At 71.4% G+C, this 22,147-nt stretch carries 15 protein-coding genes; 5 read left to right on the forward strand and 10 right to left on the reverse strand.

Annotated elements, in window-relative coordinates; all coding sequences use genetic code 11:
- Positions 1 to 111: 111 nt before the first annotated feature.
- Positions 112 to 2,658 carry an ABC transporter permease gene (locus ACUKCB_RS18600; RefSeq protein WP_473036880.1) on the reverse strand — a complete coding sequence of 849 codons (2,547 nt, stop codon included), beginning with the start codon at positions 2,656 to 2,658 and terminating at the stop codon, positions 112 to 114.
- Positions 2,659 to 2,660: 2 nt separating this feature from the next.
- The gene (locus tag ACUKCB_RS18605) at positions 2,661 to 3,455 is read right to left on the reverse strand and encodes an ABC transporter ATP-binding protein (protein WP_473036881.1); all 795 of its coding nucleotides are present in this window, start codon (positions 3,453 to 3,455) and stop codon (positions 2,661 to 2,663) included.
- A 109-nt stretch (positions 3,456 to 3,564) separates the two neighbouring features.
- Between ACUKCB_RS18605 and ACUKCB_RS18610 the strand changes: the two genes are divergently transcribed.
- Together ACUKCB_RS18610 and ACUKCB_RS18615 are read left to right on the forward strand one after the other, a co-directional pair.
- Positions 3,565 to 4,845, forward strand: coding sequence for a sensor histidine kinase (locus ACUKCB_RS18610; RefSeq protein WP_473036882.1), 1,281 nt, complete (start codon positions 3,565 to 3,567; stop codon positions 4,843 to 4,845).
- Positions 4,833 to 5,477 (forward strand): response regulator transcription factor, encoded by a 645-nt coding sequence (locus ACUKCB_RS18615; protein WP_473036883.1) that lies wholly within the window; start codon positions 4,833 to 4,835, stop codon positions 5,475 to 5,477. Before ACUKCB_RS18610 ends, ACUKCB_RS18615 begins: the two co-directional genes overlap by 13 nt.
- A 9-nt stretch (positions 5,478 to 5,486) precedes the next feature.
- Here ACUKCB_RS18615 and ACUKCB_RS18620 read toward each other — a convergent pair whose 3' ends face one another.
- From ACUKCB_RS18620 to cysS, 3 genes are all read right to left on the reverse strand, one after another.
- Positions 5,487 to 8,615: a BTAD domain-containing putative transcriptional regulator gene (locus tag ACUKCB_RS18620; protein ID WP_473036884.1), complete on the reverse strand. Its 3,129-nt coding sequence runs from the start codon at positions 8,613 to 8,615 to the stop codon at positions 5,487 to 5,489.
- Positions 8,616 to 8,727: 112 nt separating this feature from the next.
- Positions 8,728 to 9,708 (reverse strand): 23S rRNA (guanosine(2251)-2'-O)-methyltransferase RlmB, encoded by a 981-nt coding sequence (gene rlmB / locus ACUKCB_RS18625; RefSeq protein WP_473036885.1) that lies wholly within the window; start codon positions 9,706 to 9,708, stop codon positions 8,728 to 8,730.
- Between the two features lie 202 nt (positions 9,709 to 9,910).
- A complete protein-coding gene (cysS, locus tag ACUKCB_RS18630; protein ID WP_473036886.1) occupies positions 9,911 to 11,314 on the reverse strand; it encodes a cysteine--tRNA ligase in 1,404 nt (467 codons plus the stop codon).
- A 420-nt stretch (positions 11,315 to 11,734) separates the two neighbouring features.
- Here cysS and ACUKCB_RS18635 point away from each other — a divergent pair, with 420 nt between their 5' ends.
- Complete coding sequence (locus ACUKCB_RS18635; protein WP_473036887.1) at positions 11,735 to 13,636, forward strand: DUF2637 domain-containing protein; 1,902 nt, start codon at positions 11,735 to 11,737, stop codon at positions 13,634 to 13,636.
- A gap of 200 nt (positions 13,637 to 13,836) precedes the next feature.
- On the opposite strand, the gene ispF is transcribed toward ACUKCB_RS18635, so the two are convergent.
- The 3 genes from ispF to phoU all read right to left on the reverse strand — a co-directional run bounded on the left by ispF (position 13,837) and on the right by phoU (position 15,821).
- Positions 13,837 to 14,307 (reverse strand): 2-C-methyl-D-erythritol 2,4-cyclodiphosphate synthase, encoded by a 471-nt coding sequence (gene ispF / locus ACUKCB_RS18640; RefSeq protein WP_473041066.1) that lies wholly within the window; start codon positions 14,305 to 14,307, stop codon positions 13,837 to 13,839.
- 31 nt (positions 14,308 to 14,338) lie between these two features.
- Positions 14,339 to 14,821, reverse strand: coding sequence for a CarD family transcriptional regulator (locus ACUKCB_RS18645; RefSeq protein ID WP_026129182.1), 483 nt, complete (start codon positions 14,819 to 14,821; stop codon positions 14,339 to 14,341).
- A 337-nt stretch (positions 14,822 to 15,158) separates the two neighbouring features.
- Positions 15,159 to 15,821 carry a phosphate signaling complex protein PhoU gene (phoU, locus tag ACUKCB_RS18650; protein WP_191276163.1) on the reverse strand — a complete coding sequence of 221 codons (663 nt, stop codon included), beginning with the start codon at positions 15,819 to 15,821 and terminating at the stop codon, positions 15,159 to 15,161.
- Positions 15,822 to 15,945: 124 nt separating this feature from the next.
- Between phoU and ACUKCB_RS18655 the strand changes: the two genes are divergently transcribed.
- Together ACUKCB_RS18655 and ACUKCB_RS18660 are read left to right on the forward strand one after the other, a co-directional pair.
- Positions 15,946 to 17,136, forward strand: coding sequence for a sensor histidine kinase (locus ACUKCB_RS18655; protein ID WP_473036888.1), 1,191 nt, complete (start codon positions 15,946 to 15,948; stop codon positions 17,134 to 17,136).
- The gene (locus ACUKCB_RS18660; protein WP_017581312.1) at positions 17,133 to 17,831 is read left to right on the forward strand and encodes a response regulator transcription factor; all 699 of its coding nucleotides are present in this window, start codon (positions 17,133 to 17,135) and stop codon (positions 17,829 to 17,831) included. Before ACUKCB_RS18655 ends, ACUKCB_RS18660 begins: the two co-directional genes overlap by 4 nt.
- A 241-nt stretch (positions 17,832 to 18,072) precedes the next feature.
- Here the strand turns inward: ACUKCB_RS18660 and ACUKCB_RS18665 are convergent, their stop codons facing one another.
- Both ACUKCB_RS18665 and ACUKCB_RS18670 read right to left on the reverse strand, forming a co-directional pair.
- Positions 18,073 to 20,580 (reverse strand): FtsX-like permease family protein, encoded by a 2,508-nt coding sequence (locus tag ACUKCB_RS18665; RefSeq protein ID WP_473036889.1) that lies wholly within the window; start codon positions 20,578 to 20,580, stop codon positions 18,073 to 18,075.
- Positions 20,577 to 21,245, reverse strand: coding sequence for an ABC transporter ATP-binding protein (locus tag ACUKCB_RS18670; protein ID WP_473036890.1), 669 nt, complete (start codon positions 21,243 to 21,245; stop codon positions 20,577 to 20,579). Before ACUKCB_RS18670 ends, ACUKCB_RS18665 begins: the two co-directional genes overlap by 4 nt.
- Positions 21,246 to 22,147: the final 902 nt, after the last annotated feature.

Here is a 22,147-nt window from a genome sequence, read left to right on the forward strand (position 1 = left end):
GCGGTCAGTGCCCGGTCAGTTCGCGGACACCCGTGACCGGTTGGTCCGGGCAGTGACCGCCGCGGTGTCCGCGGACCGACGGAAAACGCTGCGAGCTGCACTGACACTCCGTCAGTCGCGGACACCCACCGCTTCGGCGGGGTGGGCGCGCAGTGCGACCAGGGTGGGGACCAGGACCGCCACCACGCCGACGAGCGCGGTCGCACCCGCCACCACCGCGTACGGGCCTCCCAGCCCGGGCGGGAACGGCGTGCCGAGGAAGGCGACGCTGAGCAAGGAGAGGGGGACCAGGGCGACGAGGGTGCCGAGCAGCACGGCCACGGCCACCAGTACGGCGGCCTCCAGGAGGACCATCCGCACCACCACGCGGCGCTCCGTGCCGATCAACCTCAGGAGAGCGAACTCCCGGGATCGCCCCGAGGTGGCCATGACCAGGGAGTTCAGCACACCGATGGCGACGTAGGCGAGGATGACGCCGAGCCCGGCGAAGTTGATCCAGGCGGCCACACGCGCCTCGGGCCGGCTGTCCCCGGCGACGCCGTCGGTCCCCTCCGTTTCCAGGCCGGGGCGGTCGGCGACCACCGCGGCCAGGGCCTCGTCCAGCTGCCCCCGGCCGTGCCCCTCGGCGGCGCCCACCAGCAGGCGCCGCGGGGGGCCGCTGTGCCCCGCCAGGTCCTCCTCGTGGAACAGTGCCTGGCCGAAGCCCAGCCCCCGCTCGTACTCGGCGACCAGCCGGACGGTGGTCGGTGTCCCGTCCCCGAGCACCACCTCGAGTTCGTCGCCGACCCGCGCCCCGGCCAGGTTCGCGCTGGAGCGCTCCAAGGCGACGGTCCCGGGGGCCAGGTCGGCCAGGTCCCCCTCGCCGGCGCCGGGGTCCAGGAGCGTCCCGGCGGCACCGGCGGCCACACCCTGCGCCCTGAGCTCCATCGGTTCGGTGTCCCCGAACAGGTTGGTCCGTACGATCACGGAGGTCTCCCGCAGGACCGACACGGATCCCGCCTCCGGCAGGGCCCGGACCCGCGCGGCCGTCTCCGGGGCGATCCCGGAGACCCCGGTGGCGCGCAGTACCGCGTCCGCGCCCATGCCCTGCTCGACCTGCCGTTCGGCGCCGGCGGCGAGGACGGTCTGGGTGGTGACCATGGTCAGGGTGAAACCGACCGAGAGCACCAGAGGGGTGAGCAGGGTCGCGAACCGGCGGGGATCGGCCGTGACGGCCGCCGCCGCGAGGAACCCGCTGATCGGCGACCTCCGCAGCAGGCGCCCGGCCGCACCGAGGATCGGTCGCGTCAGTGCCGGGCCGAGCAGGGCGATGCCCAGCACCAGGACGAGGGCGGCCCCGCCCGTACCGGCCGAACCGGCCTCGGTCCGCATGCCGAGCGGGGTCATCGCGGCGCTCACACCCAGGACCAGGCAGAGCAGGCCCAGGCTCCGGCGCCACGCGGGGAGCTCGGGCGGTGTCGGCGCGCGCACCTCGCGCAGTGCCTCCACCGGCGGGGTACGCGCCGCGCCCGCGGCCACGGCGGTGGTTCCGGCGACGGCGGTGAGCACGACCGACAGCACGGCGATCAGGAACGGCAACGGCCCCAGGGCCAGCGGCAGGTCCGCCGGAACCGCGCCCAGGCGGGCGAAGTACGACCTCAGGGCCTCGGCGACCAGTGCGCCGGGGACACAGCCCACCACGCCGGCGGCCAGGGAGAGCAGCAGCGCCTCGGCACACACCATCCGGGCGACCTGTCGGGGGGTCGCACCGATCGCCCTGAGCACGGCGAACTCACGGAACCTCTGGTTGGTGGACAGGGCGAGGGTCGTGGTGACCACGAACAGGGCGATGAGCACGGCCAGGCCGCCGAAGGCGAGGGCCACCATCAGCAGGAGCGAGCGCCCCTGACCGACGTCGGCGAACTCGGCGCGGTTGGCGGCCCCGTCGTCGTACACGGTCGCGTCGGGTACGGCGGCGGCCAGGTCGTCCGCGAGCCGGTCGGTGTCGGCGCCTTCGGCGGCCACCACACCGACCGCGTGGAAGGAGTCCGGGTCCGGGGCGAGCCGGGCCGCCTCGCCGGTGTGCAGGAACAGCACCTGCTCCCGCGCCCGGGCGCCGTCCCCGTGCCGGGCGACCCCGCTCACCTCGTAGACCCGGGTCCCGTCGCCTTCGACCAGTTCGACCCGGCCACCGACCCCGACCCGGAGGGCCTCGGCGAGCGGCGCGTCGACGACCACCTCTCCGGCGCCCCCGGGTGCCTCCCCCTCCACCAGCGTGAAGGGGCCCAGCGGGGCGGTGTCCCACCCGTGCCCGGTCACCGGTGTCACGTCCTCGTCCGGTTCGGAGGGCACGGCGTCGAGGGCGAGCCGGTGGTCGCCCACCGCGGTGCGCACTCCGGGAAGAGCCGCCGCCTCCCCGACCGCCCCCGCAGGCAGGCCGACGGGTTCGGACAGAGCGGCGCTGGTGGTGCGGTGGCGTCCCCCGAAGTCCGCCTCCGTTTCGCCTCCGAGCACCGCGTCGGCCCCGGCGTAACGGTAGGGCTCCACCGAGGCGCGCAGTCCAGACTCGACCAGCACTCCGGAGGCGGTGAGCAGGGCCGAGGCGCACGCCAGGGCGAGGAACGTCCCGGCGAAGGCGCCCTTGCGGGCGCGCAGGGTCCTGGCTGCGACGGAGAGCACCCTCACCCCCTCCTCAGGCGGCTCATCCGCTCGGCCACGGCCGGGGCGGTCGGCCGGGCCAGGGAGTCGACGATCCGGCCGTCCGCGAGGAACAGGGCGGTGTCCGCGTAGGAGGCGGCGACCGGGTCGTGGGTGACCATGAGGACCGTCTGGTCGAGTTCGTCGACGCTGTCGCGGAGCAGTTGCAGGACGCGTCCGCCGGTGTCGGAGTCCAGTGCGCCGGTGGGCTCGTCGGCCAGGACCAGGTCCGGACGGTGGATGAGCGCGCGGGCGATGGCCACGCGCTGCTGCTGGCCGCCGGAGAGCTCCGCGGGCCGGTGTCCGAGCCGGTCCGCGATGCCGACCCGTTCCAGGACCCGGTCGGCCCAGTCCCGGTCGAGCGGTGTTCCGGCCAGGCGCAGCGGCATGGTGACGTTGTCCTGCACGTCGAGCGAGGGCAGCAGGTTGTAGGCCTGGAAGACGAAGCCGACCCGCTCGCGGCGCAGCCGGGTGAGCTCGTTCTCGGACAGCCCCGACAGGGCGACGCCGCCCAGCCGGACCTCGCCCCCGGTGGGCCGGTCCATGCCGGAGGCGCAGTGCAGAAAGGTGCTCTTACCCGAACCCGAAGGGCCCATTAGCACGACGAAACTCCCCTTGGCAACGGATAGGGAAATATCCGCAAGGGCAGTGACCGACCTCCCTGCGGAATCGTATCTCCGATACACTCTGTCCATTCGAAGCGGAAGGCTGGCAGTCGCCTCTGAAATAACTTCCCCACCATTTTCAGCGGCGACGTCCGACCCATGCACCGGCGACATTAAAACCCCCTGTTGGACTTTCCTGAATCGTACACCAGAAGACGAAACAAAAAACACCCTCCAGGGATTCGTTCCTTTTCTGGAAAGGTGGAGACGGCAGGGGGAGATGTTGAGGACCAAGAGCCGCACCAGCAGCACAACACCCTCCGCAACCAGAGCAATCCCCCCGGTCAGAGTGGCGCGCCTGCACGAGGTACGGCGGCGGACGATTGCGGAAACCCTGTACGTCGTCCGCGCTTTCCACTCCTGCCTGAACGCCTGGGTCCTTCTCGTACTCCTTCTTCTCGCCCAGGCCACAACTGCCCTCATCATCGGTTATCCACTGCGCCGATGGGTCGGCACGAGCCTCGTCCGGACCGCGGCCAGGGACAGCGAATACGCAGTTTCCCACCTCTGGGCACAGGGCCACGAAAAACCGGGCGCGCAGGGCAGGGGGGAGCAGGGCCCCGCCTTTCTCGCGGCCATGCGCTGGGCCCTGGTGAACTCGGTGACCGGGCCCGTGGTCGGCTGTGTGACGATGGTCCTCGGTGTCGGGGCCGTCGTCTCCTTCACCTGTCCGCTGTGGTGGTGGCTGCTCCCCGCCGAGTACGCGGTCAACCCGGGCCTGTACCGGGTCGACTCCTGGTTGGCGGCCGCGGCCACCCCGCTCGTCGGCCTCGTCTACCTCACCCTGTACCTGACCCTGGTCCCCCGGCTCGCGCTCTGGCACGCCCGGCTGGCGCACCGCACCCTCACCAGGGGTGACAGCGGGCTACTCACCCGGATCACGCAGATCACGGCCTCGCGCGACGACGCGTTGGAGGTCCACCGGACCGAACTGCTGCGCATCGAACGAGACCTGCACGACGGCACCCAGAACCGTCTGGTCGCCATGCGCGTGCACCTGGGGCTCCTCGAACGGGTACTGGCCGAGAACCCCGAACGGGCACGGGACCTGCTGGAGACCGCGAAGGACGCCGCCGACGAGGCCCTGCGCGAACTCCGCCACGTCGTCCGGAGCATCTACCCGCCGTTGCTGGCCGACCGGGGGCTGGCCTCGGCCGTCTCCTCCCTGGCCGCCCGCTGCCCCCTGCCCTGCTCCGTGGACGCGGCCGGGTTCGGCCGCGCCCCCGTCGCCGTCGAGACCGCCGCGTACTTCGTGGTGGCCGAGGCGCTCACCAACGTCCACAAACACTCCCACGGCTCCCATGCCTCGGTGGTCCTCACCCGCACCGAGGGCTCCGTCCTCGTCCGCGTCACCGACGACGGCCGCGGCGGAGCGGACGAGCACGCCGGGACCGGGTTGGCCGGTCTGCGCCGACGGGTCGCCTCCCTGGAGGGGGAGCTGAGCATCTCCAGCCCGACCGACGGACCCACCACAGTGGAAGCGAGATTCCCATGCGTGTACTGATCGCCGAGGACGACGCCCTCCTGCGCCGGGGCCTGTCCCTGCTGCTGGAGGTGGAGGGCTTCGAGATGGTGGGCGCCGCACAGGACGCGGAGACCTTCCTCGAACTGTTCGATCGGCACCGGCCCGACACCGCCGTGATCGACGTACGCCTGCCGCCGAGCTTCTCCGACGAGGGGCTGCGCGCCGCCGCCGAGATACGGCGGCGGGTCCCGAACATGCCGGTGCTGGTCCTGTCGGCGCACGTGGACGACGAGTACGCGGGCGAGCTCCTCGGCAGCGGCACCAACGGGGTCGGCTACCTGCTCAAGGACCGGGTCGGGGACGTGAGCGACTTCGTGGAGGCGCTGACCCGGGTGGCCCGGGGCGGTGTCGCCCTGGACCCGGAGGTGGTGGACCAGCTCATCGGCGGGCGCCCGGCCAGCGATCCCCTCAGCTCCCTGACCGACCGCGAACACCAGGTGCTCGACCTCATGGCCCAGGGCCACGACAACGCGGGCATCTGCGCCCTGCTGGGCCTGTCCACGCCCGCGGTGAGCAAGCACATCGGGGCGATCTTCGGCAAGCTCGGCCTGTCCGGTCCGGGCCACGGCCACCGGCGCGTCCAGGCGGTCCTGGCCTACCTCAGGAAGTAGGCCGCACGGTCACCGGAAACCGTGCGGCTCCCGCTCCGCCTCCGCCATGAGCGCCTCGAGTTCCTCGCGTCCCAGCTCCTTCTCCAGGTGCGACAGCAGAGCGCGGACCCGGGGGCTGCCCTGGTCCCTGCGCCCGCGGGTGTGCGCGGCCGCGCCCAGCGCACGGGCCGCGGCACGCGCGTCGCCCCCGGCCGACTCCAGGCCGGCCACGAGTTCGAGAACGGAGGCCGAGTAGGAGTTCATCCCCAGCTCCACCGCCAGTTCCAGCGCGGCCGAGGCCGCCTCCCGGGCCCGTTCCGGGTCGTCCTCGGCCAGAGCGACCGCGGCCTCGCGCTGCAGCACCTCGGCTCGCAGGTAGGCGGTGTCCTGGCGGGCGTCGTCCAGCAGGGCGCGCGCCTCGGAGGTCAGTCTCCGCGCCTGCCCCGTCAGCTCCCGAGCGAGGGCCAGATCGCTCATCCGCGCCAGGCACTGGATCCGGTGTTCGACGATGGGAGCCGGCTCGGCGCCGAGCACCCGGGCGAAGGTGGTGTCGGCGTCCTCGAGGAGGCCGGCGCGCATCTGTTCCGTACCGAGGCTGATCAGCACGGTCACGGCCAGGCTCGCGCTCTCCCCCACCGAGCCGGTCAGTTCCAGGGCTTCCCGCAGCCCGCGGACCGCGTGGTCCCCCTCGCCCCGGAGCGACTGGTACTCGGCCAGGGCCCTGAGGAGCTGGGCGGTCATCCACCGGTCCCCCACCGCACGGAAGGCCCCGGCGGCCTCCTCCGTGGCGGCCTCGGCCCTCTCCGAGTCCCCCCGGGCCTCCGCCCACAGCGCCCGGTAGGAGAGCCCGGCCGCGCGCACCCAGGGGTGGTGGTGTTCCCGGGTGGCGTCGATGACCGAGCCGACCAGCTCCCAGTCCCCGGCGGCCAGCGCGCACCTGAGACCGATCACGGCCAACGGCGGGTAGGCGGAGAGCGCTTCGGTGTCGGTCGCGAGCCGCACGGCGTCGGTCTGCCCCGTGTCGTCCCGCCCCGCGTCCTCCTGGGCCGGGAGCATGGCCCGCAGCGCCCGGAGCACGTCCCGGGTGTCCCCGGGGAGCTCCTCCTCCCGGTCGGCGACCTCCCCCGTCCACCGGGAGGCGTCCTCATACCTGCCGCGGAGCACCCAGTACCAGCTCAGGCCGCGGGTCAGGCGGGCGGCCACCGCCATGTCCCCCCGCTCCGAGACGTACCGGAGCACCGCCATGACATTGTCGTACTCCTCGTCCAGGGAGCGCAGCGCCTCGGCCTGTCCGCGCCCGAGCAGTTCCCGGGCGGCGTCCTCGACCAGGTCCATGTGGTGGGCGATGGCGCCGGCCCACGCGTTCTCCGACTCCCCGGACTCCAGCAGCCGTTCGCGCGCGTACGCCTGGGTCGTTTCGAGGAAGCGGTAGCGGGTCCGGCCCTGCGGGGAGCCGGCGGTGCGCAGCAGCGACCTGTCGCTCAGGCCCGCGAGCAGGAACGGCACGTCCTCCGGGGTGACACCGCTGCCCGAGCAGACCGCGGCGGCCGCGGACTCCGTCACACCGCCGGGGAGCACCGACATCCGGCACGCGACGGTGCGCTCCTCGTCGGTCAGCAGGTTCCAGCTCCACTCCAGCACGGCGCGCAGGGTGCGGTGCCGGTTCGCGACCGGCCTGCGGGTGGTGGACAGCAGCGTGAAACGCTCCTCCAGGTGACGGGAGATCTCCTGGAGGGACATCGCCCGGGTCCGCGCCGCGGCCAGTTCGATGGCCAGCGGCAGCCCGTCGATGCGTCGGCAGATCTGCGCCACCGTCCCCATCGCCTCGTCGTCGAAGACCAGGCCCGGGCTGGTCAGGGAGGCCAGTTCGACGAACATGGCCACGGCGGTGGACCGCCGGGGGTCCCCCTCGGGGAGCCCGAGCGGGTCCAGGGAGATCAGCGCCTCCCCGTTGACCGCGAGGGGTTCGCGGCTGGTGGCGAGCACCCGCAGCTGCGGGCAGTGCGCGAGCAGGCCCACGAGCACCGCGGCGACGTCGTCCACCAGGTGCTCGCAGTTGTCCAGGACCAACAGGGCCCGGCTGCCGGAGAACGCGGAGAGCACCTGGGACAGGCGGCTGGGCCCCGGGTCCTGGCCGACCGCGAGCGAACCGCCGCCGACGCCGACCGCGTCGGCCAGCGCGTCGACGATGCCGTTTTTGTCGCGGACCACCGCCAGCTCCACGAAGTGGACCGGGCGGTCGCCGCCCTCGTCGCGGGAGGCGAACTCGGCCGCGGTGCGGGTCTTGCCCACGCCGCCGGGGCCGAAGAGGGTCACCAGCCGGGTGCGCCCGAGCAGGGCGCCGATCGATTCGAGCTCCCGCTCACGCCCGAAGAACCGGGTGAGGTAGGGGTTGGACCAGCCGTGCCGGGGCGGCGCCACCGCGCGCAGGATGTTCGTGTGGAGTTCACGGAGCCATGGCGCGGGCTCCGTCCCCAGCTCCTCGGCCAGCGTGGTGCGCAGGCGCTCGTAGGCGGCCAGGGCCTCGCCGTCGCGGCCGCTCCGCTGCAGGGCCAGCACCAGCAGGCCGTGGCAGCGTTCGCGCAGCGGATGGGCGTCGCACATGGCCCGCAGCTCCGGCACCGGATCGCCCTTGTCCCCGGCACGGATCCCGCTCTCGATCAGGTCCTCGGTGGCGCTCAGGCGCAGTTCGGCCAGCCGTTGGCGCTCGGTTTCGGCAAAGCGCCCGCGCACGTCCACCAGGGGTTCGTCGCGCCACAGCTCCAGGGCACGGCGCAGCGTCTCGGCCGCCCCGTGGGGGTCGTGGCCGCGCAGCAGGGCCCCGCCCCGGGCGACCAGCTGTTCGAAGACGTGCGAGTCGACCTTTTCGGACGGGACGTCGAGCATGTACCCGCCCGGCGCCGCCACCGGACCGAGGTCGGTGACGCCCTGGTCGCGCAGGTGGGACCGGGCCCTGGAGGCCAGCCGCTGGACGGTGCTGTGGCCGCCGTCCGGCGGGGCCCCGTCCCACAGGTCCTCCAGCAGCGCCCCGGTGGGCACCACCTGTCCCGGGGACAGGGCCAGTCGGGCCAGCAGGGACACCACACGCCCCCCGGGCACGGCCAGCGGCCGCCCCTGACCGTCCCGAACCCCGAAGGACCCCAGCATCTCTACGCGCATAGTCCCGAATCTGCCAGACCGGCACCGGCCTCACAAACGCCCTCGGCGCCGCGTCAGCCCCGGTCGCCCCGCAGGACCGACCGAAACCGTCCCGTCGGAGCCCCGGGGGCGGTTACTCGGCCCGGGCCCCGCGGCGGCGGGCGACCTCGTAGAGGGAGACCCCCGCGGCGACGGAGGCGTTCAGGGACTCGGCGCCGCTGATCGGGATGCTGGCGACCACGTCGCAGGACTCACGGACCAGACGGGACAGGCCCTTGCCCTCGGAGCCCACGACCACCACCAGCGGACCAGTGGCCAGTTCGAGGTCGGGCAGCTGGGTGTCGCCGCCGGCGTCCAGTCCGGCGACGAACAGCCCGGCCTTCTTGTAGGCCTCCAGGGTGCGGGTCAGGTTGGTGGCCTGGGCGACGGGCAGCTTGGCCAGGGTCCCGGCGGAGGTCTTCCACGAGGACATGGTCACGCTGGCGGCGCGCCGCTCCGGGATGAGCAGGCCGTGCGCGCCGAAGGCGGCGGCCGAACGCGCGATGGCGCCCAGGTTGTGCGGGTCGGTGACCCCGTCCAGGGCGACGATCAGCGGCGGGGTGTCCGAGGCCAGCGCCTTGTCGAGCAGGCCCTCGGCCGCCCAGTACTGGTACGGGCGGACCTGGAGCACGATGCCCTGGTGGGTGGCGCCGGGCAGGCCGTTGCTCTCGCAGCGGCGGTCCAGGTCGGTGCGGTTCACCTCGACGACGTCCACGCCCTGGGAGCCGGCCAGCTTGGCGGCCTCGTTGACGCGGTCGTCGGGGTCGAGGCTGTTGGCCAGGAACAGGCGGATCGCGGGCATGCCCGCGCGCAGCGCCTCGACGACCGGGTTGCGCCCGATCAGCAGGTCGGAGTTGTCGGGGCGGTTGGGCGAGCGCTCCTTGCGGGGGCTGTCCGAACCTGCGTCCGGGCCTCCGGTTTTGGCGCGCTGCTGCTTGGCGGTCTTGGACCGCTGCTTGCCGTCGTACCAGTGCCGCTGTTCCGCGGGCAGGGTGCCGCTCTTGGGCTCCAGGGAACGGCGGTTCTTGCCGCCGCTGCCCTTGGTCGGGCCCTTCTTGCTCTTCTTCGCCGGCATGGTCGCCGCCTCCCGATACGTGTTGCGAGCATGCCGGAAGCGCTCTTCCGGCCGATGGGGTAGCCGCGACGCCGATGGGCGGCGGCAAACTCCCAGCCTAGTGCCGACGCGCTACCACACGCGTCGTCCGCGGCGGCGGGGCCCGGCCGGTCGGGCCCTCCGGCGCCGGGTGAGGCCTCGGGCCGGGGCCGTACCCGGGCTCTCAGCTGCGGCGCAGGTCCCAGCGCGGGCCCTGCGGCGTGTCCTCCACCACCACCCCGGCCTCCGCGAGCTGGTCGCGGATGGCGTCGGCGGCGGCGTAGTCCTTGCGGCCGCGCGCGGCCTGGCGCTGTTCGAGGGCGACGGCCACGAGGGCGTCCACGACCTCGGCGAGGCCCTGGTCGCCGCCGGAGGCCCACTGCTCGCTGAGCGGGTCGAGGCCGAGCACGCCGAGCATGGTGCGCAGTTCCGACGCGAGTTCCTGGGTCCGCTCCTTCTCCCCGGCCCCCAGGGCGGTGTTGCCCTCCCGGACGTGGCCGTGGACCACGGCGAGCCCCTGGGAGACCCCGAGGTCGTCGTTGAGCGCCTCGGTGAACTCGGCGGGGACGTCGGCGGCCGGGGTGACGGCGCCCAGCACCTCGACGGCCCGGGTGAGGAAGCCCTCGATGCGCTGGTAGGCGGTCGCGGCCTCCTGCAGGGCGGCCTCGGAGTAGTCGATGGTGGAGCGGTAGTGGGCCTGGCCGAGGTAGTAGCGCAGTTCCACCGGGCGGACCTTGCGGACCATCTCCGGGATCCGCATCGAGTTGCCGAGCGACTTGGCCATCTTCTCGCCGCCGACCTTCAGCATGCCGTTGTGCAGCCAGTACTGGGCGAAGCCGTCACCCGCGGCGCGTGACTGCGCCTGCTCGTTCTCGTGGTGCGGGAAGACCAGGTCGAGCCCGCCGCCGTGGATGTCGAAGCTCGGGCCCAGGTACTTGGTGGCCATGGCGGAGCACTCCAGGTGCCAGCCGGGGCGGCCGCGGCCCCAGGGGGTGTCCCAGCTGGGCTCGCCCGGTTTGGCGCCCTTCCACAGGGCGAAGTCCCGGGGGTCACGCTTGTCCCGGTCCGGGTCGGAGTCGGCGGACTCCACGACCTGGTCCAGGCGCTGGTTGGAGAGTTCGCCGTAGGCGGGGTGCGAGCGCACGTCGAAGTAGACGTCACCGGAACCGTCGTCGGCCGCGTAGGCGTGCCCGGCGTCGATCAGCCGCCGCATCAGTTCGACCATCTCCGGCACGTGGCCGGTGGCGCGCGGCTCGACGGTGGGCGGCAGGCAGCCCAGGACGTCGTAGGCCCAGCTGAAGGCGCGCTGGTTGCGCTCGCTCACCTGCCACCACGGGACGTCCTCGTCGGCGGCGACCCTGATGATCTTGTCGTCGATGTCGGTGACGTTGCGGCAGAAGGTGACCTCGTAGCCGAGGTGGGTCAGCCAACGGCGCAGGATGTCGAAGTTGACCCCGGACCTGATGTGGCCGATGTGGGGTGGTGCCTGCACGGTGGCACCACACAGGTACAGGGACGCGCACCCCTCACGCAGCGGGGTGAAGTCGCGGACCTGTCGGGCACTGGTGTCATAGAAGCGCAGACTCACGTTGTCAAGACTATCCGCTTTCCCCTCACCGGAGCATCACAAACCAGCAGGCACCGCCAACACCGTTATCCCTCCGACGCGTCCCCCCGCCGTGGCCGGAGGCACTGAGGACAGTCCGGAGAACTCATATGGGGTGAGCCGTATTAGGCGAGTACGCATGTGAGATGACCCGGAATTACGGGGCGGCTTCGGCGGGGGACCAGCCGACACCCTCTGCCAATTGCGACAGGACACTACATAACGCCCTGATCTGTCGGCGTCGGGAAGCAGCCGGAATCGGTCGGAATCTCGTGTTAGCGGCACCGGCTCGACTACGCTGCGATGACGATGGCCCCTTTCAACAAAGCCCCCGAGACAGGGACGCGTAACGGTCGGACCGCGGGTCGCGGCGCGGGAGCCGGTGCTCTCGTCGGTGGCGCCGTGTTCGTCAGTGTCATCGCCCTGTGCGCTCTCGTCCTCGCCTACCACGGCATCTACCAGTTCGCCCGGGTCGTGCACGGCGGGGGCTCCCTCCTCGCGCACGTCTTCCCGGTGACCTTCACCCTGCTGGTCCTGATGGCCTTCTGGGTGAGCTACGTGCTGCGGTCGGCCCCGCCCGGCGACCGCCTGTGGGTGGACCTCGTCCTCATCCCCCTGCTCGTCCTCGCCGCGGCCGTGCCGATGGTGCTGTACAGCAGGGGCCTGGTGGACGGCATCGCGGCCGACCATCGGGGGATCGTCGAGGTCGTGGTGGCGGTCGCTCCGCTGGCCGCGCTGTTGGTGGCCTTCCTGCTGTGGATGGCCGTACGGGCGCACATCCGCAGGCGCGGCACCACCGCGCGCCCCCGCCCGAAGCCCTCCGACGACCGCACCACCGTGCTGCGCGACCGCACCGGCGCCCGAACGGACTGGCCGGACCCGGAGGAGACGGCCCGGGACGAGCGCGACGCGGAGACGCTCCAGACCCGCCTGCTGCGGTTGGGCTCCGACGAGGACGATCCCGCCGACCCCGGCCTGCCGACGGAGGAGGCGGAGGAGAACGGGGCGCGCGCCGCAGGGGGGACCGACTCCGCCGGGACGGCCCCGCCCCTGCCCGCCCGTACCTCCACGCTGCGCCGGGACCGCGCCGGGCAGGAGGAGGGGGAAAACCGCGAAGGCGAGGACCTCGAACAGGCCGAGCGGGAGCGCGAGGAACGCGAGACGCGCGAACGGGCGGACCGCGAGGCCGCGGAGGGCCGTGAACGGGCCGAGAGTGAACAGGCTCGGGACCGGACCTGCGCCGAGGCCGGCTCCGTGGGCCGCGTCGAGCGGACCGGGGACCCGGAGGAGCCGGACGAGCCCTCGGTGCCCGTCCTCCCTCTCCCCCGCCGGTCCCGCGACGGCGGCAACCCGATCAAGCGCGCGGCCGAGGAGCCTCCGGTGGTACCCGGGGCGGCGGCCCCCGCCCCGGAGGAGACCTCCACCCTCGGCCCCGGGCTCGGGGCCGGCTCCGCTGCGGACCCGGGGACCGAACCGTTCGTCGCGGACCCCGAACACCCGGCCGACGAGGGCTTCGAGCACGATTCCCCGGTCGCCGACCCCAGCACGGACGAGGCCGAGGCGCCGGCCCCCGACCCTTCTGCCGCGGAACCCCCCGTGGACACCGAACCGGCGCCCACACCCGTGTCGGCAGATCCCGGGGACGCTGTTTCGGAGGAGGCTGTCTCGCGGCAGACCTGGCCCGAAACCAGCGCCGGGGCCGAAGCCGCACCCGAGGCGGATCCTGTAGCGGAATCCGAACCGGAATCCGAACCGTCCGGGAGCTGGGTCGCGCCGGAGGCCGATCCGGAGACCGAACCTCTGTGGGAGCCCCCGTCCGACGACGGCGCTCCCTCGCCCCTGGCCGACTACGTGCCACCGGTGTGGACCCCGCCCGAGGACGACGACCCCGTCGATCCCGTTTCCCCGGCCAAGAGGGCGTCCGAGCCCTCCGTGGAGGGGACCCCGGCCCTGGACCACGACACCGGACCCGACGTGCGCGCCGCATTCCGCTTCGACACGGTGCCGCCCGGTGCCGCGGCCCCCGAGCCGGAGCCGCTGCCCGAACCCGAACAACTGCCCGCCCAGGACCTCGAACCCGAACCCGCCCCGGAACCGGAGCAGGCGGCCGGGCGCGCGGCGTCCACGGAGCCGGAACACGAACCAGTGGCGGAGCCGACCGCACCGGCCCGGCCCGAGCCGAGGCAGCCGGTGGAGAAGCGTCCGATGGTCCTCAAACCGAAGCGCCCGCCCCTGTCGGATTTCGCCTCCGGCCCGCCCTCCCGCCGGGTACGCAGCGAGCCCCTGCCGCCGGACGAACACTGACCCCGGACGGGAGCAGGGGCCGGGCGGGTGCCGGCCCGAAGGATCCCCCGGAACCGGCGCCGCGTGCACGGCCCGGGGTCCGCCGGGCCCGTCCCCGAGCCCGTGGACGACCCGTGGGCGGGGTGGATGGACGCCTCAGGACGCACGCGGGCGGCCGGGCACCGATCCTTCCGGTGCCCGGCCGCCCGGGTGTGCGTGTGTCAGTCCCGCGGCGCGCACAGGGCCGTGGCCACGGCCGCGATGCCCTCACCGCGACCGGTGAGGCCCAGACCGTCGGTGGTGGTCGCCGAGATGCTCACCGGCGCGCCCACGACCGCGGAGAGGGTCTTCTCCGCCTCGTCGCGCCTGGGGGCGAACTTGGGTCGGTTGCTGATGATCTGGACGGCCACGTTGCCGATCTCGAAACCGGCCCCGTGCACCCGCGCGACGGTCTCGGCGAGGAGTGCGGTGCCCGAGGCGCCCTTCCACCGCGGGTCGGAGGTGCCGAAGTTGGATCCGAGGTCGCCGAGCCCGCAGGCGGACAGCAACGCGTCGCACGCCGCGTGGGCGGCGACGTCACCATCGGAATGGCCGCTCACACCATCTTCTCCCGGCCATTCCAAACCGGCGAGAAAAAGTGTTCGTCCAGGAGAAAACGGGTGGACGTCGGTTCCGACGCCCACCCGAGGCATTTTCGTCATGAATTACGTGATTCCGCGACTATCAGTTCGTCAGAACCTCGTCGAGGAGGGCTTCCGCCTTGTCCTCGTTGGTCTTTTCCGCGAGTGCGAGTTCGCTGACGAGAATCTGCCGGGCCTTGGCCAGCATCCTCTTCTCGCCCGCGGACAGGCCGCGCTCCTTGTCCCGACGCCACAGGTCCCGGACCACCTCGGCGACCTTGTTCACGTCGCCGGAGGCCAACTTCTCCAGGTTCGCCTTGTAGCGCCTGGACCAGTTGGTGGGCTCTTCGGTGTGAGGTGCGCGCAGCACCTCGAAGACCTTGTCCAGGCCTTCCTGCCCCACCACGTCACGAACGCCGACATCCTCGGCGTTCGCAGCCGGCACGCGCACCGTCAGATCGCCCTTGTCAACCCTCAGAACGAGGTAGGTTCTGTCCTCGCCCTTAATGGTGCGAGTCTCGATCGCTTCAATACGAGCAGCCCCATGATGGGGGTAGACAACAGTGTCGCCGACCTTGAAAGCCATGTGACAGGTACCCCTTCCGCTACCACAAGGATACCATGAATCCATGACTTAACGTACCTATTAGGTTTGCGAACACGCAGGTCAGACCACACTTTTTAGGGCTTGACAAAGTGTACCCGAGGAGTGTCGGACAACCGGCCGGAGTGGACCGGGAGAGGCCTCCACCCCTGCTGGCCAGCCGAAGCGCGTTCCCACGGAGGGCGCTTGGAGGGTAGGGTTCGCACCCGCCCGAACACCCTCCGCGAGAGCTCGCAGCGATATAGGTCACAATTTCGGATCGGGTTGACCCGGCCGTGACCCTCCCGCGCCCCGAGGCCGCTCGGACCGCCGTTCCCGGTCAGGCCTCGGGCTCGTAGTCCTCGCTCTTCTCCCCGGTGACCATGTAGACCAGGTTGTCCGCGACGTGCACCGCGTGGTCACCGAAACGCTCGTAGAACCGGCCGACCAGGGTGACGTCCATGGTGGCCTCCACCCCGTACTCCCACCCCGGGGCGAGGATGCGCTGGAGCAGCTTGCGCCGCAGCCGGTCCATCCGGTCGTCGTCCTTGTCCAACTCCAGGGCGGTGTCGGCGTCCCGTTCGGTGATCACCTCACCCGCCTTGGTGACCAGCAGCTCCGCCTGGTGGCCCATCTCCAGGACGATGGAGCGGACCGGCTTGGGGATCGCCGAGTCCGGGTGGCGGCGCCTGGCGATCTTGGCCAGGTGGACGGCGTGGTCGCCCATCCGCTCCAGATCGCCGCGCATGTACAGCGAGGTGATGATGGTCCGCAGGTCGGAGGCGACCGGCTGCTGCCGGGCCATCAGGCTGAAGGCGGTGTCCTCGATCTCCTGGTCGAGCTGGTTGATCGCCTCGTCGCCCGAGATCACCTCCTGCGCCGCGTTCAGGTCACTGTCCAGCAGGGCCGTGGTGGCACGCGCGACGGCGTGCCTGGCGAGCCTGGTCATCTCGACGAGGCGTTCGCTCAGGCTGTCGAGGTCCTCATGGTAGGTATCGCGCATGTCGTCAATGCTCCCAGTCTGTGTTTGAAGAATCGGCCAAGGTTCGGTGAACGATGGAAGAACCTCGGTTGTGTCGCATGCCCTGACCGGGTAAAGCCCCAGTCCGCACGTTTACGATCGAATCGTGCAAGGGGAACTTCTCGCCGCTGTTGTCGGCATCATCGGGCTCGTCGCGGGCGTCGCCATCGGCGTCGTCGCCGCCAGCCCTCTCTTCCGTACCCGGGCGCGCGAGGAGCCGCCGTCACAGCGCCACGACGGCAGCACGCTCCCACCCGGGATCGCCGAGGTCCTGTCCGCGCTTCCCTCCTCCGCCGTGGTCCTGGACTCCGGTGACAGGGTGCTGCGCGCCTCCTCCGCCGCCCGGGCCTTCGGCATCGTCCGGGGCGAGGAACTCGTCATCGGCGAACTCCTCACCCTGGCCCGCAAGGTCCGGCGCGACGGGGTGATCCGGGAGACCGACATCGAGGTGGCCGTACGCAAGTTCGGACCCGACGCCACCTCCTTCGCCGTACGGGTCGCCCCGCTGGGCGGCACCGGCCTGGTGCTGGTGCTGGCCGAGGACCAGACCGAACACCGCCGGGTGGAGGCGGTCCGCCGGGACTTCGTGGCCAACATCTCCCACGAGCTCAAGACCCCGGTGGGGGCGCTGTCCCTGTTGGCGGAGACCGTACAGGACGCCAGTGACGACCCCGAAGCGGTGCGCCGGTTCACCGAGCGCATGCAGACCGAGGCCTCCCGGCTCACCGCCGTCATCCAGGACCTCATCACGCTCTCCCGCATCCAGGGCGCCGAACCCATCGCCGAACCCGCCCCGGTGGATCTCGGCTCGGTCGTCGAGGAGGCGATCGACACGGTGCGCATGCCCGCCGACGCGAAGGGGATCGAGCTGGTCGGCAGCGGGGCCGAGGGGGTCAGGGTCCTGGGCGACGAGGCGATGCTCGGCACCGCCCTGCGCAACCTCATCGCCAACGCCGTGGCCTACAGTCCGAAGAAAACGCGGGTCGCGGTGTCCGTGGAGGTCTCCCGGTCCACCGTGGACATCAGTGTCGCGGACCAGGGGATCGGCATCCCGCAGCAGGACCTGGAGAGGATCTTCGAGCGGTTCTACCGTGTGGACGCCGCTCGGAGCCGGGCCACCGGTGGTACCGGTCTCGGCCTGGCCATCGTCAAGCACATCATGACCCACCACCGTGGAGAAGTGACCGTGTGGAGCAAGGAGGGGTCGGGGTCGACGTTCACACTGCGTCTGCCCAGACCCGAGAGCCGGGAGCTCGACGCGTCCCGGAACGACAACCACCAGGAGACGGCACAGTGACGCGCGTACTCGTAGTAGAGGACGAAGAGTCCTACAGCGACGCCCTGTCTTACATGCTGCGCAAGGAGGGCTTCGAGGTCGCGGTGGCCCCCACCGGCACCGTCGCTCTGGAGACCTTCGACCGGACCGGCGCCGACCTGGTGCTGCTGGACCTGATGCTGCCGGGGCTGTCGGGCACCGAGGTGTGCCGGACCCTGCGGCAGAAGTCCAACGTCCCCGTCATCATGCTGACCGCCAAGGACTCCGAGATCGACAAGGTCGTCGGTCTGGAGCTGGGCGCCGACGACTACGTGACCAAGCCGTTCTCCTCACGCGAGCTCGTGGCGCGTATCCGCGCGGTGCTGCGCCGCCGGGGCGAGGACGAGGTCGTGCTGCCCGCCGCGCTGGAGGCCGGCCCCGTCCGGATGGACGTGGAGCGGCACGTGGTGACGGTGCGGGGCGACAACGTACAGCTTCCGCTGAAGGAGTTCGAGCTGCTGGAGGTGCTCCTGCGCAACGCCGGGCGGGTGCTCACCCGGATGCAGCTCATCGACCGGGTGTGGGGCGCCGACTACGTCGGTGACACCAAGACCCTCGACGTGCACGTCAAGCGGCTGCGCGCGAAGATCGAGGAGGACCCGGGCAACCCGAGGTACATCGTCACGGTGCGCGGTCTGGGCTACAAGTTCGAGCCGGTCACCGTCGAGGTCGAATAGCCCGGGCACGGGAGGTCCCCCCTCCGGATTCCCCGTTCCGGTCCTCCTTCGAGTTCCGACTCCCGTGTCCCGGGCGGTGGCCGCTCCACCCCCGGGACCCCTGTCCCCGACTTCCCTACCCGACCCTGCGGGCCGTCGGCACGGCCCGTTCTCCGTCGTGCCCGGAGAAGGGGCGGGTCCCGTCGCTGCTCCAGCGGCTCGGCGTGCCCGCTGCCATGGCGGCATGGGATTTACACGTCCCTCATACGGCCCCAGCGGATCGCCGTGTCGTCCGGTAGCCGGTGAGCCAGGCGGCGACGGTGGTGACGGCCACCATGGCGGCCAGTGGCCCCCAGGGAATCGCAGGTGGCCAGTCGCCCCACGCCTGCAGGGCCGCGGCCATCGCCACACTGCCGCCGACCAGGCCCAGGAGAGCTGCCGGAACGGCCAGGGCCAGCAAGCGTGCTGCGACCATGAGGCGCACGAACCGGGGCCGCGCGCCCACCGCCACCATGGCCTCGTCGTCACGGGCGTTCTCCGCAGCCGAGAGTGCCCCCGCGATGGCCGCGGTCCCCACAGCCGTGACGGCGGCCAACCCGGTGAACAGCCACAGGACGTAGGAGATCTCCGTTCCGTCGTAGCCGCGTTCGACGTAGAGGTTGGCGTGACCCCCCAGGTGACGGTTGGCCGCAGCGTGCGCTGCGTCGACCTGCCCGGACGTGGGCGTCGTCTCCGTCACCAGCAGGGCCTCACGCACCGGACCGGCCACGAGGCCGTGTTCGACCAGGGACTGCTGCGATATCAGGGCGTGAGGCAGTCGCGTCTGGACCCCCTCGGGGATCACGAGTTCTGCGTCCAGCCGCACGGCTTGCTCCGAGGGACCGGTCCCCGGACGCAGGAGGGCCTGCCCGGAGCTGTGCTGGAGTGCATCGTCCGTCAGGACGACCCGTCCGTCCCGGAGCGCACGGAGGGCCTGTTCCCGTTGGCCCTGTTCAGGGAACAGGGCCAAGACCAGATTCTCGCCCCCCACCGCGATGGGCTGGATGGGTATGAGGCCCGCGGGCAGATCCTGTGCGCACTCCTGTGGGGCGCTGCCCCCGTCGGTGGAGGTCGAGCACCGCCACGCGGCGTTGTCCAGGACGAGGCGCACCGGACCGTCATGCGTGGTCGCCGCGGCGTACGGGATCCGGACGACCTCCGCTCCACCCAGTGCCTGGGTGAGTGGACTCAGCGCGGCGTCGTCGGAGGGCAGGGGACCGCTCACCATGGCCTGCCCTTCGAGGAGTTCGGGCACGTAGGTACGTGCGTTGTACTGGTCGGCGCTGTGGATGAGCACTCCGGCCACCGAGGCCGCGGCCGTGACCGCGCAGATCGCCACCGCCAGGGGCAGCGACCGCGACCGGCTGCGGGCAGGGCCTCGTAGCGCCACCCGTGTCCGCACCGGAAGGTGTGCGGCGACCGCCGACAAAGCGTGCAACAACAAGCCGCAGGAGCCGAGCAACCCGAGTGCGTAGGCGATGGCCCCCACCCCAGCGAGCGGAACGGTCCCCACTGCTGTGCCGCCGACGAGGATGACCAGGCCCACCGCTGCCAGGGTCGGCCACGACCACGCGCGGCGCCGACGGATCACGGCGTGGGGAGTGTCCCGCAGCGCAACGGCGGGGCCCCGGCGTGCCGCCGACCTCGCCGGAAGCCACGCGGCGACCAGACCCGCCGCCAAGGCCAGGAGGACGATCCACACGAGCTGATCCGGACGGATCACCGGCGTCCCCCAGGACATGCCCGTGATCTGCTCTCCCAACGGTTGTCCGATCAGCGCGGCCGCGATACCCAGGGCCGTTCCGGCCAGGGCCCCGGTCGCCGCCACCAGCACACCGTGCGTCATCAGGACCCGGCGCAACCGGGAGGGGCGGGCTCCGGCCGCCGAGAGCAGTGCCATGTCCCGTCGGCGGCGCTGGGCGGAGAGCGTGAACACGGCCGCCGCCAACAGTCCGACCTCGCCCAGGCCCAGGGCGGTGAACAACAGCACCGCGCGGTCATCGTCACCCGTGGTGTCCTCGGCCGACGGTGGTGCGTCCGGTGTGGGGCCAGGAGTGCGTGGGTCCACGGTGAAGCCGAGTGGACCGAGCAGCTCCACCAGCTCCGGTTCACGCATCTCCGGGGGCAGTCCCCCGATCACCCATGGCCCGGTGTTCTCGTCCCAGGCGGCCGACACCCCGCCCTGGGGGAGGGCGACGAGGAAATCACGCTCGTAGTCGGTGGGATCGACCGCCAGCCCCGTGACGGTGACAGTGCTGTCCTCGCCCACGGTCAGGCGATCGCCGACCCCCGCCCCCGTAGCTTCGGTGAGGTGTCGGCTGGCCAGTACCTCACCGCCGCGTTCGGGGGCGCGACCTTCGACGACCTCCAGCAGACCACGGGTCAGCGGGTCGGCCGCATCCGTCAGGACTACCGAGGTGGGAACCGAACCGTGCCCGGTCGCCACAGGGAGCACGGAGTTGGAGACCGCAACGACTCTCGCTCCCTCGGGGAGGGCTTGACTCAGCCGTGCGAGGGAGGCTTCGTCCGTCTCGGCGTGCACGCGCGCTTGGGCGGCGCCCATGGCCGCTGTCCGTTCCTCCTCAGGAGTAGGTACGGCGGTGCTGTAGAGGATCTGCACCAACACGGCGACGGCCACCGGCAAGCCGAGCAGCCCCGCCCCCAGCAGGGCACGTTTGCCGTCCTGTTTGAGCATGCGCCAAGCCAGGACCAGACTGAGCGGCCTGTTCACAGCATGTCCCCCCGGGCCGGGCCGAGAGCGCCGTCGCGTATCACCAGCACCCGATCGGCCAGCGCCAACCACTCCTGGTCATGGGTGCCCACCAACACACCCGCACCGTGTTCACGCGCCCGAGCAACCAGTGCCTCCCGGACCGCCTGGGACGCCGCCGAATCCAGCGCACCGGTCGGCTCGTCGGCGATGACCAACCGGCGAGGGCCGATCAACGCGCGGGCGATCGCCACACGCTGACGTTGACCACCGGACATCTCCCCCGGGTATCGGTCGGCCAGACGGTCGACCCCCAGTTCCTCCAGCGCGGTCAGGGCGCGGCTCCGTGCTTCACGCGCGCCCTCCAACTCCAGCGGGAGCGCGACGTTCTCCTGCGCTGTGAGCACGCTCAACAGGTTGTACTCCTGGAAGACGTAGCCGATGCGGCGGCGCCGTAGGTCAGCACGGCGTTTCGCGCCGATGCCGATGACATCGTCGCCGTCGACTCGCACCGTTCCCCGGGTCGGTTCGGCCAGGCATCCGGCGATCTGTAGGAGGCTGGATTTTCCGGCGCCGCTCTGCCCGCAGAGCACGACCACCTCTCCACGTTCGATCCGCAACGATGCTTCCCGGACGGCTACAACCCGGGCCTCGCCCACGCCGTACTCCTGGACCACCCCGTCCATTTGCAAATGGTAGCGTCGTGTTCTCGATGTGTACCTGTTCTTCAGTGGCCACCGTCACCGCCCGATTTTTTGGAGCCGTACAGCGGCGGTTTGTGTGCAATGGTGTATCGCCACCGCACACAGCCGCCGCTGCACGGTACCTTATGTATTTTCGCCTCCGCGACTCCCAGCCTCAAGGATGTATTCAGCGAAGACGATGGGGATCGTTCGGAGCGGCACCGATAATGGTTAGCGCATCTCGATGCGCGCTTCGCGCGCGTCCCCGACCGTGCAGCTCACGGTGACGTTTCCGTCGCCGTTCTGCCAGCTCGAGTAGCGGTCGGGCTGGAAGGGGCAGTCCGCGCGCAGACGCCACTCCCCCCCAAGCTCCCGCTGCAGCTCGCGTAGGCGTCGCCGCTGCTACCGACGCCCTTGGCACAGCTGAGCATGGCGCTCATCTCGCTGTCGACGGCGCTGTCGGCCCAGGCAGGAACAGCGGCGGCTGCGGCCAGTCCCACGGACATGAACGCGACGGCAGTCGTTTTCCTCAAGGTGCGAGCAAGTTGCACGAATGACCCTTTCCCTTTTGCTTGCAGATGCACGAGAAGCGTAAACACCTCGCAAATATGGGCCAATGGGTGAACATGGCACTTCATAAGTGCAGCTCGTAGAGCTTTTCCAACATCGAAGCCGCAGGTCAACCTGTCGGGCGAGGCCAGTTACGGGGAAAGTAGATGGCCGGTTGCGGACATCTACTCCGATGGCCGCTTGCCAAATGCCTTTCCATGCTCTACATCGACGCCGTTGTTAACCTTGTCAAGGGTTGGTGCACCAGCAGGCTTCACCACCGGTTTTCTTCTGCATCGGAGTAGCTGGTCACCTGAAGGTGGAAACCATGGCGTCGGAGCTCGCCCTGTGGCCGA

The organism is Nocardiopsis moroccensis (assembly GCF_055763695.1).

Coding starts and splice junctions, on each gene's coding strand:
- ACUKCB_RS18605 (WP_473036881.1), bottom strand. CDS start 3,455: ATGTCGCCGGTGCATGGGTCGGACGTCGCCGCTGAAAATGGTGGGGAA.
- ACUKCB_RS18615 (WP_473036883.1), top strand. CDS start 4,833: ATGCGTGTACTGATCGCCGAGGACGACGCCCTCCTGCGCCGGGGCCTG.
- ACUKCB_RS18620 (WP_473036884.1), bottom strand. CDS start 8,615: ATGCGCGTAGAGATGCTGGGGTCCTTCGGGGTTCGGGACGGTCAGGGG.
- rlmB (WP_473036885.1), bottom strand. CDS start 9,708: ATGCCGGCGAAGAAGAGCAAGAAGGGCCCGACCAAGGGCAGCGGCGGC.
- ispF (WP_473041066.1), bottom strand. CDS start 14,307: ATGCCTCGGGTGGGCGTCGGAACCGACGTCCACCCGTTTTCTCCTGGA.
- ACUKCB_RS18645 (WP_026129182.1), bottom strand. CDS start 14,821: ATGGCTTTCAAGGTCGGCGACACTGTTGTCTACCCCCATCATGGGGCT.
- phoU (WP_191276163.1), bottom strand. CDS start 15,821: ATGCGCGATACCTACCATGAGGACCTCGACAGCCTGAGCGAACGCCTC.
- ACUKCB_RS18670 (WP_473036890.1), bottom strand. CDS start 21,245: ATGGACGGGGTGGTCCAGGAGTACGGCGTGGGCGAGGCCCGGGTTGTA.